This is a genomic window from Brucella sp. NBRC 14130 (genome assembly GCF_040371715.1).
Taxonomy (GTDB): Bacteria; Pseudomonadota; Alphaproteobacteria; order Rhizobiales; family Rhizobiaceae; genus Brucella; species Brucella intermedia.
The window spans coordinates 42,476-52,418 of record NZ_BAABTE010000023.1 but is presented as its reverse complement, the minus strand read 5'-3'; the positions used below and the strand labels follow the sequence as shown (position 1 = coordinate 52,418).

Sequence of the window (9,943 nt, the reverse complement as noted above, 5' to 3'; positions counted from 1 at the left end):
CCATAAACGCCAAACAAATACCAATACCAGTGATACAATCACACAAATGGCGCGGGGTGGAGCAGCCCGGTAGCTCGTCAGGCTCATAACCTGAAGGCCGCAGGTTCAAATCCTGCCCCCGCAACCATCTTTACTTGCGATCCACCCCGCCCACCGGCGGGGTTTTTCGTTTGTGCCGCAATCGTCAGAATGCCAGCCAGATCGCCCTGGACATCGATCGCCATCTTGTCGTCCACCGGCGTCAGAACGATCTGGTCCACCAGCGAGCGCAGAATGTCGGCCGCCTCGACCCGCTTCTCTTCTTCCTCGTCCTGCAAGGCTTCGTAGAGCTGCTGGACCCGCTTGCGGTATTGCAACGCCATCGAGGGATGCAAAAGGGGAGGTGGCTCCTCGGCTTCGGCCAGGAACAAGGCGAGTTCTTTCTTGCGCTGTTCCAGCAGGACCATCTTGGCGTTGATCGCGTCGGCCGCGCCACCCTTGAGAATCAGGTTGAGCAGCGTGTCCAGTTCCCTGTCGATCTTCGCGATCTCCGCTTCAGCCGCGGCGATACCCGCCCGTCCCTCCATGCGCAGGCGGTTCATCTCCTGCGTGAACACCTCGCAGAAGCGGGCGAACATGGCGGGATCGACGAGCTTGGTGCGCAGCGCATTCAGGACGCGCGTCTCCAGCTCGTCTCGGCGGATGTTGACCCGGTTGGAGCAGGTGCCCTTGTTGCGGGCTGTCGAGCAGCCGATCAGGGTCGCTGAGATCGCGGAATAGCCACCACCACAGTAGGCGCATTTGGTCAGCCCAGAGAACAGGTATTTGGGCCGGCGGCGATAGTTCATCTTGCGGACGTCGGCGACGCCCCTTTCGTCCCGCTCGACGCGGTTCTCGCCCTGCCTCGCCTTCACGGCGTTCCAGAGTTCGTCGTCGAGGATACGCAGTTCCGGCGCTTCCTGAATGACCCATTCGGATTCCGGGTTGGGCCGGGCCTGCCGCTTGCCGGTATCGGGGTCTTTGACAAAACGCTGCCGGTTCCAGACGATCTTGCCGACATACATCTCATTGTTGAGGATGCCGTTGCCACGCTTCGGATTGCCGTTGATGGTGCTGAAACCCCAATCGCCGCCGGAAGGAGCAGCGATGCCGTCCCTGTTCAGGGCGAAGGCGATGGTCTTGGCCGACTTGCCGGCAGCATAGTCGCGGAAGATGCGGCGCACGACCTCGGCTTGAGCTTCGTTGATCGTGCGATCGCCGCGGATTGGTTCGCCGTTAGCGTCCAGCTTTTTCACCACGTCATAGCCGTAGGAATTGCCGCCGCCCGACTTGCCTGCCTCGACCCGGCCGCGTTGCCCGCGCCGGGTCTTGTCGGCCAGGTCCTTCAGGAACAGCGCGTTCATCGTGCCCTTGAGCCCGACATGCAGGTGCGAGACTTCACCCTCGGAGAGGGTGAATATCTTCACGTCCGAATAGGACATGCGCTTGAAGAGGCCCGCTATGTCCTCCTGATCGCGCGAAAGCCGATCCATGGCTTCGGCGAGGATCAGATCGAAGCGCCCGCGCGTGGCGTCGGAGATCAGGGCCTGGATGCCGGGGCGCAGCAGAGACGAGCCGGAGATCGCGTGGTCGGAATATTCCTCGACGATCTGCCAGCCTTGCTTCTCGGCATGAAGCCGGCACATGCGGAACTGGTCGGCGATCGAGGCGTCGCGTTGACTGTCGGACGAATAGCGGGCGTAGATCGCGACCTTCAATGCACCTCTCCTTTCGGCATCAGGAGGTGCGCTTCCTCCGTCGCCTCGTCGTCTTGACTTCTTCCGCGTAGCATTCCCGTGCCGCCTGCCGCGCCAGAAAGTCGACCAGACGCAAAAGCCGCGGATCGGGATCGCCCCTCGGCGTAAAGGTCAGTTCCGGCTCGTCGATGAGCAGGGATTCGAGCAGCTCTTCGCGCTCTCTTCCTGTCATCTTCGACGGATATTGGTGTGTTCGTAAAGTCATGTCCGGCAGGATTTGCCGGAAAGGCAGTATAAGCAACTGAAAATACGATAGAATATTCGGCGTTGATTGATGTCGCGTGGCGCATGGCGGCGTGGTCCAGCGCACAGGCGCGCGCCGTGGCATAGCGAAATAACCTATGCGCTTTTGCCCCCGAACCGATGGTTGGGCGTATCGGCACCGCTGTTTCGAGATCGCTGACCATGGATGCGATGGTAGCGTATTGCGTTTTGCGATACAATCCCCTATCTTGCCTTCAAGGAGACGACACATGGCCAGCACAGCGGAACGCAAGGAATATCCTATCTCGATGCGGCTACCGGAAGCGGATGTCGCGATGATCGATCGCGCGGCGACGCTGCGCGGCCGCTCGCGCACCGACTTCGTGCGTGATGCCGCCGTGCGCGCGGCCGAGGAGGTTGTGATGGAGCAAGGCCTGATCCGTATGAGCCCGGAAGGGTTCGATGCGTTCATGGAGGTTCTCGCCGCCCCGGCAGCGCCTGTTCCCGAGATGGTCGAGCTGGCGAAACGGCCTGCACCTTGGGAAGCTGGCTACGAGCCGAAGCGATAAGTCGTGGCGCTATCGGCTCCCGAACCGCTCACCGTCGCGCATGATGTGTCTGAATTCTCTTGCGGCAAGCCGACGCTCGATCACTGGCTGAAGACGCGCGCCCTTTCCAATCAGCAGAAAGGCTTTACCGCTGTTCTCGTGGTCCATGAGGCGGGACGCGTCGTGGGCTATTATGGTCTGGCGCCGACCGCCGTCGTGCCGGCGGTTATGCCGCGTTCGATCCGCACGGGCCAGCCGCCCGACCCCGTTCCCTGCCTTCTTCTCGGCCAGCTTGCCACCGATACCGGATGGACGGGGCAGGGGATCGGAACCGGTCTCGTCAAGCACGCGCTGCAGCGATGTGTCCTGGCTTCTTCGCTCATCGGGGGAAGGGCATTGATGGTTAATGCCGTCGATGAGGAGGCGGCGCTGTTCTGGCAACGGCGCGGCTTCTTGCGCTCCAAAGATGATCATCTGGTACTGCTCCGGTCGATTCCCGATATCGCCGCATCCCTTCGTACTGTGGGTCTTGCTGGCGGCGTTCTGTGAGTTCGTGACGCAGCGGCAATTGCATTAATATCTGCCACTTTGTCTGGTGCTTGCGCGGCCTATCCGGCGCTCGAAATAGGTTGCGCCTGTGTTGGCGATCAGGCAGACATCGGCCTTCGGAGTTTGGATGATCCGCAGGGTCGGATAACCGCTGCTAGGAAGTTGGCAGGTGTCGGGGCTGCCGCTGCCATCAAACAACACTGATGCAGCGGCCGCCAACCTCTGAGCAACGATACCTTCACCAAAATCATCCTACGAAGGCCGCTTAGTCCTCGTCAGACGTCAGAAGTGCGCAAATATCATCTGACGGGGTGAGAATGGTCGTTCGGCTCTTCGCACGAGTTACGCTCACGCGAAAATTCTGCCGCGCCTGTGTCATAGCACCGGAACGAATATTGCCGCTCACGATCCGGTCTGGATTCGCCACGATCTCGCGCTTGGCTCGTCTCGGCCAACCTTCAAAAATGATTACCTCGTCGAACTGTTTACCCTTGGCCTTGTGCATGTTCATAACAATCACACCGGTTTCCGGCTTATGGGCGGTGGAAAAATGCTCCTGAACGAAGGCGCGGCGTGTGATCTCCAGGGCGTTACGATAGACCCCACTATCGCGCCAGTCTTGCGTGAGCCCCTGACGAAGTTGAGTGCCGCGTTCCAGCAAGCGCACATTCCGGACCTGTCCGGCGATCTCCTTCAGCCGCGAGCAGCCGCCAGCGTCAAGAATCGAACGAATCGCACGCCAGTCCTTGTCCGGGTCTCCGGTCAGCGCCAAGGCGATTGCAGCCTGATGGACAGTCGCGGTTGCATTCAGAACACTGTTGCCTGGTGGCGGCTTTCCCGCTGCTATGTTCGCATTCCATTTGGTGAGGGCGGTGCGCAATCGGCTTGCCTCCTCCAGATCGCCTTTGTTGGGAGCCGAGCCACCGCGACCGTGATAGTAGCTGCACAGCAACTCAATGAGATCGTCGAACGCCGCACTATGCCGATCTTGTTGCAGGAGGAAGGCTACGATTTCGGCGGCAAGGATTGGACCCTCCATGTCAACAGCGGCAGTATGCCCGATCGGGGGTACTGCGCCAAATGGCTCTCGCAGCGTATCCGATACAAGCCGCGTCATTTTCTTGGTCGGAACAAGTATTGCCAGCGACCAATCGCGTTTCCCGGCGTCTACTAGCCGCTTGCGAGCCTGAAGCACCTGCGTGGTTAGAGTCACATATGCCTGGTTCGAATTCGAAGCGAAAAGCTCGAAATGAATGCCTTCATAGTTCGATTTCCGGAATTTTCCGGAGAGGATGTCATTTCCGAATAGCGCGATTTCAGTACCCTTGCTGCGATGATTGTCGCCTGCGAGGTCATGCTCGGACGGATGAAACGCCTCCCTGAAATGGTTGAGACGTTCAGGATCGGCGCCGATGAAGTCAAAAATACGTTGCTCGGGGTCAGCGAGTGCGATGAGCGTGCTCTCTACCCCGAGGGCCTTGACGACACGCCATTGCTCTGCGCTCGTATCCTGAAACTCATCAAGGATAATGAACGGATACATCGTCGAGACCAGGGCCCGGACCTTATTCGATCCATGGAGAAGATCGCCGACCTTGGTCGCGAAGAGGTCAAAGCAGACCTTTCCTTCCTCGCGTGCCAAGCGCTCCCGTTCGGCTTCTTCTCGCTCTTTTTTCTCTGCTTTCTCTTCATCCGTCAGCTTCGAGGCCGCTTTATATCCACTACGCAAGCCTGACAGCGCAATCGCCTCGTTCGGTGGCGTCAGGATCGTCGTGCGGCGCGGGAAGCCGACCAGATACCCATGCGTTTTCAGAATGCGCCAGAAGAAGGCGTGATAGGTATCGACCTCGATCACCGCCTTTTCCTTCCGGGTGATCTGCTTCTCCTCGTCGACCGCCTCAAGCACGCGCGAGACGGTCGCGCGGGCAAAGCTCAGGAACAGTATCCTCTGACCAGGCTTGAGTGCTTCCCGTCCGATCTGGGCAGCTTTGAGAATGGAGACAGTGGTCTTGCCCGAGCCGGGGCCGCCCGTGACAAGCTGATGGCCTTCTGCCTCTAGGACGCCCTGCTGTGCTTCGGTGAGAGAGACCACGATCGTCTTCCTCTAACCCAGAATGTCCGCGAAAAGATCATCCTTTTCCGGCTCCGGTGGGGCCGGAGCCGCGAGTGGCGGGTCGCATAGGTTCTTCAACTCAACGCAGGCGTCGCGCAAAAACTGAGGGATCTCCGCCTCGTCGCATTGCGCGATAAAATCGGCGATCCCCCAATTTCCCTTCGACCAGCCGAAATACTCCTTCAAGGCTGCCTGCGCCTGAGCCTTCGGATCGGGGTACTTCGCCGCAAGGTGCGGCGGCCAGTCGAGGACGTCGGCAAACCGTTCCAGGGCAGCGGGCGTCGTATTCTTGAGGATCAGGTCCTCGATGCCCTTCTCTGCGTGCATGAACAACCGCTCGACCTGGGCCTCAATCGCGGCCTGTGCCACGGCCGTCTGCTTATCGCAGATGGCAAAGGTTCGCTTGCCGAGCCCCTTGTAGAGCGCCGCCAGATCGGCGATCTGGCTCTCGGTTCCAGCGTCGATCACGCAAACGCCCAATGCCTCCACCGAGGCGTAGGTCGCCGGGTTCAGTTCGGCAAGCCGGCGCGCTGCCACCGGGAAGGATGCGGCTTCGGTCGCGCCTTCGGCGATAAGTACGCGGCGCGACAGCAGCCCCTCGCAAAAGCGTGTTCGAAACTCTTGGCGATAACGCTTGTGCTTGACGCTTTCCGGGAGCGCAATCTTTGACTGCGTCAGTTCGCCATCGTCGGAACGAGACAGGATCACCGTCTCGTCGAGCGTGAACTCCTCCAGCACATAAGGCGAATGCGAAGTGAAGATCGACTGCGCCGACAGCTTGCGAAGCTCGTGGACGATCCGCTTTTGGGCATAGGGCGGTATCGCCGTTTCGGCTTCCTCCATCGCAAAGATGACGTTCTGCTTGTCCTCGGCGATTTGCGACAGCAGGGCCAGCACCAGCATGTTGATCGTGCCCGTACCCTGACGATAAAAGGGAGCCGCGTGATCGCCTCCACCCGTTGCAATGAACGCCGTCACGATCTTGCGCAGATGCTCGCGCGTCAAATTCGATACCTTGAGATGCGGCTGCGCGCCCCATTCGCGGGGAACGTACTTCTTCAGCGATTTGTTGATACTTTCCAGCACGCCGGAAATCCCGAGTTCCGGTTTGCTCGCCACGTCAAAGCCCGCCAGCGTCTTTATCGTTTCCTCCCACATCTGGGGGCGGATTTCCTTCAGACGCAGGATGATGTCGAGCAAGCTGCCGTGTTCCAGGCTCAGCGCCCGCGATCCTGTCCGCAGTGAACGCAGGAAAAGGAAGCCGCAATGCTGCTTGTCCTTCTTCGAGAAGGGCGTTGGCGTTGCCTCTTCGGCGATACTGCGGGTGAAATACGTGTTGCCGGAGAAATCGTCCTCGTCTGGATCATATTCCCCGATGAACGTCACTCGGAGCGCCGCAACGATATTCGCTGCATCGACCCCGGCCGGCTCCGCTTCGTCGTAAAAGTCTCCGGTGTCCGTTGCGAGCCATTCGATCTGCCCACCAAAGCGGGCTTGCTGCTCCAGCGACAGGTCAACGATCGTCACCTCGATGGTGATTTTCGGTCCCTCCGCCAGTTCCGCTTCAGCGTCGTCTGCCGGCACAATCGGAAGATCTTCGCCTTCGGCGACTGCCAATGTCGGCTCAGCCAAATAGCGTCCCTGATAGAAATCGTGCTCGTCGACCGGCGGACGCCGGTTCAACCTGTCGGGGCCAAGCACTAGGTCGATGGCTTCGAGCACCGAAGACTTGCCGGTGTTGTTGTCTCCGATAAGCACCGCATGATCCGGCAAAACCAGGCGCGTCGAGCGGATGCCCCTAAAATTCTCGATTGCGACAGAGTATATTTTCATTGCCCACCCTGTAAGTCAGATCCCCAAGACGTTTTTGTTCGTTTATATTTAGTAGCGGAAAAAGTTTGAAAGAGTCTCATCAGCTTATTGGAAAATAACAAAAATATCCTTGATCACAAAAACGTCGAGCGCCATTGCTTTTCTGATCGACGCTCGCCTCGATGCTCACCGAAAAAAAACGTTGTCTCGCCTTGCAGAGCGAGAGGGAGCGAGAGAAAGCAGGCTACTAGCAGCAAACGACTGTCACCATCTTCCTCGATGGCATTGATCGCTTGCAAGACGGCCGAACAAAGACGCTCCGATTCTGAGGCTAGTGTGGTGCCGTGCGCTGTCAATGAAGATGGGTGAGCTACAAGTTTCTCTGATAGCGAAGCCGTTATCCAAGGCTTACGCATTTGCTGTTTCCGTGAGGAAGTCTTCCCCCTGGGCCGGCGCCGCGGTCGCCGGCACACCTCCTTCTGCGGGTGCCCCCGCGACGCCCCCTTTAGAGCGAGAGTGCGGACGGGTTTTGCCGTGACGGGTTGAGGGCCGGAGGAGAGTCTTCCGGCGCCCGTCGCGGAGAACCGCGATGTCCAGATATGATCGCAGCGTTCGCACCGGCTCGGACCGGACGAACCTCTATGCCGAAATCACCACCAAAATCGTCGCCGAGCTGGAGGCCGGCCGGGTGCCGTGGGTGCAGCCCTGGGGCACGTCGGTCGCCAAGGCGCCGCTCGGCCTGCCGAAAAACGCCGTCACCTCCCGCAGCTACAGCGGCATCAACGTGCTCATCCTCTGGGGCGCCGTCATTGAGCACGGCTTTCCCTGCCAGGGCTGGCTCACATTTCGGCAGGCGCTTTCGCTCCGCGGCCATGTCCGCAAGGGCGAGCGCGGCACCACGGTCATCTATGCCGACCGCTTTACGCCGGAAGATGAGAAGCGCCGCGCCCGCGAGAGCGGCGAGGAGGCGCATGCCATCCCATTCCTGAAGCGCTTTACGGTTTTCAACGTCGCGCAATGCGACGGGCTGCCCGACGACATCGCCACCGCCGCGCCGCCACCACCGCCCGGCCTGATCGAGCCGAGGATCGAGGCGCTGATCAAGGCGACCGGCGTCGATTTTCACATCGGCGGCAACAGGGCCTTCTACGTCCCGTCGCAGGACTATGTGATGGTCCCGCCGCCCCAAGCGTATTTTGAGCCCATCAACTGGCACCGGACGGCTCTGCACGAACTCGGTCACGCCAGCGGCCATCACAGCCGGCTGAACCGTGACATGACGGGCTCGTTCGGCTCGAAGAAATATGCCTTCGAAGAGCTGATCGCCGAGCAGATTTCGGCCTTTAGCTGCGCCGCGCTCGGCATCGTGCCGACGGTGCGCCACGCCGATTACATCGGCAGTTGGCTGGAGGTTATGCGTGAGGATTCCCGCGCCATCATACGCGCGGCCTCGCAGGCGAGCAAGGCGGCCGACTGGCTGCTGTCTTTCCTGCCGCAAGACGAGCAGCCCGCGACATCCGAAACCGGCATCGACCAGAGGGCGGCATAAGTGCTCCGCAGCAGCATGGTGTCAGATAGGAGCACCTATTAGCTTCGCGTGATGAACCGTGCGCGCTCAAGCAGTTCATCAAACGTCACAATGTCGATACTGCGGGTTTCCCGGCGAAAAAGCTCAAAGGTATCGCGCTTGATGTTTGCGGCCCTGGGATCGTCGGCGGGCGAGAATTCGGAATGGGAGCCGATCACCAGAATGCTCTTGGTATTCCTCGTGCGAGCTGCCAGAGTCTCAGTCCCTGCCTTGTTATAGTGCTCGCCCGTTTGCGCGAAAGATAACCATTCCGCCTTCTGTTCGATGATCTGGGAAACAGCGCTCATGAACTCCTGGCTGAACTCCCATGTTCCCGCTCGTCCGCCACGATTGGCACGAAAGATGGGCGTGTCGGGCCTCTTAATTTCAACGAGTACAGTATAGTCGGTAAAGCTCATGAGAAAGTCGATGACAGGCTTGTTCTGATTATCTGTGCCCCCCATTCCCACCGTCATCTCTCGCCCGAACTGTCGCATCACGCGATAGTCGAGGCCGTACCCGAAGACCCATTGCTCGCGCTCAAAGAAGTCTTGCCACTGCGCTTCGCTCCAATCGCCGACGCGCATATGCTCCTCGTACTCCTCCAATCCCTGTCTTCGCCCGAGCAGGATATTGATCTCTTCATCGGTCAACGACTCTTGGAGCGCGCGGAGAAGACCATTTCGTTGGCCGTCCGGCATGCTTCTGATGCGCTCGATGATACCTCGATCCGAAGCGTCAATGATCGCCTTTGGGCCAGCCTTCGTGGAGATATCCTCGATCTGGAAATTTTCCTTATTCGTTAGATCGATGAACTTGATCTGTGCCAGGAATCCGAGAAGACGTTCAAACTCGTCGGCTCGAAACGTGAACTCGTCTTTCTCAACCGCTTCGATCCAGTCTCCTGCCCGGGTCTTGAAGGTCTGAAGCGTGATCCGCTTGATATTCTTGTCGTCCTGGGTGACAAGCGCAGAGACTTGTGTTTTGCGGACATTTCCGGTCAGGCGAAGACACATAGCGGCCTCGACTTCGCCGACGAGAACCTTGTCATTTCCCTCAAACACCATTTTTACATTTCGGAGGGGCTCTGGATTTTGCCCATTGAAGGTGAAAACCTTCGAGATATATGTCTTCGCCTGTTTGCGTAGCTTGAAAAATTCGTACTCGCTTTCATCGCTCATTCCACAAACCTCACAAACTTCTGCGAAACACAGTATCAAATATTCTGTTCATCCGCTCGGGTTGAAGACAGCTGACCACCTCTGCTTCCACGGCTATTTGCCTGCCGGTAGTAAGCCGTGCACCTGCATCCCATCACGGCGGCCCATGGTACGAAAGAGAGTGAGAGAGGGGCTGGGGATTTCGTGACGGGTTG

Annotated in this window: 8 protein-coding genes and 1 tRNA gene; 4 read left to right on the top strand and 5 right to left on the bottom strand. The window is 59.1% G+C overall.

The features are described from left to right. The first annotated feature begins 50 nt into the window (after positions 1-50). Positions 51-127, top strand: a tRNA-Met gene (locus ABWW28_RS25695). Here the strand turns inward: ABWW28_RS25695 and ABWW28_RS25690 are convergent. After that, complete coding sequence (locus tag ABWW28_RS25690) at positions 84-1,736, bottom strand: recombinase family protein (RefSeq protein ID WP_100653077.1); 1,653 nt, start codon at positions 1,734-1,736, stop codon at positions 84-86. The genes ABWW28_RS25695 and ABWW28_RS25690 overlap by 44 nt on opposite strands. Before the next feature lie 19 nt (positions 1,737-1,755). Then, a complete protein-coding gene (locus ABWW28_RS25685; protein WP_197926858.1) occupies positions 1,756-1,980 on the bottom strand; it encodes a hypothetical protein in 225 nt (74 codons plus the stop codon). 268 nt (positions 1,981-2,248) lie between these two features. Here ABWW28_RS25685 and ABWW28_RS25680 point away from each other — a divergent pair, with 268 nt between their 5' ends. Both ABWW28_RS25680 and ABWW28_RS25675 read left to right on the top strand, forming a co-directional pair. Next, entirely contained in the window at positions 2,249-2,548 is a 300-nt protein-coding gene (locus ABWW28_RS25680; RefSeq protein WP_100652942.1) for a type II toxin-antitoxin system TacA family antitoxin, read from the top strand. A gap of 3 nt (positions 2,549-2,551) precedes the next feature. Then, complete coding sequence (locus ABWW28_RS25675) at positions 2,552-3,076, top strand: GNAT family N-acetyltransferase (RefSeq protein WP_100652944.1); 525 nt, start codon at positions 2,552-2,554, stop codon at positions 3,074-3,076. A gap of 265 nt (positions 3,077-3,341) precedes the next feature. On the opposite strand, the gene ABWW28_RS25670 is transcribed toward ABWW28_RS25675, so the two are convergent. Next, entirely contained in the window at positions 3,342-5,168 is a 1,827-nt protein-coding gene (locus ABWW28_RS25670) for a UvrD-helicase domain-containing protein (protein ID WP_313015742.1), read from the bottom strand. A gap of 12 nt (positions 5,169-5,180) precedes the next feature. Then, positions 5,181-7,022, bottom strand: a complete 1,842-nt coding sequence (locus ABWW28_RS25665; protein ID WP_151606144.1) for an ATP-dependent nuclease — start codon at positions 7,020-7,022, stop codon at positions 5,181-5,183. A 568-nt stretch (positions 7,023-7,590) separates the two neighbouring features. Between ABWW28_RS25665 and ABWW28_RS25660 the strand changes: the two genes are divergently transcribed. Continuing rightward, positions 7,591-8,550 (top strand): ArdC family protein, encoded by a 960-nt coding sequence (locus tag ABWW28_RS25660; RefSeq protein WP_100652950.1) that lies wholly within the window; start codon positions 7,591-7,593, stop codon positions 8,548-8,550. A gap of 38 nt (positions 8,551-8,588) precedes the next feature. On the opposite strand, the gene ABWW28_RS25655 is transcribed toward ABWW28_RS25660, so the two are convergent. Next, positions 8,589-9,749: a Shedu immune nuclease family protein gene (locus ABWW28_RS25655; protein ID WP_100652952.1), complete on the bottom strand. Its 1,161-nt coding sequence runs from the start codon at positions 9,747-9,749 to the stop codon at positions 8,589-8,591. Positions 9,750-9,943: the final 194 nt, after the last annotated feature.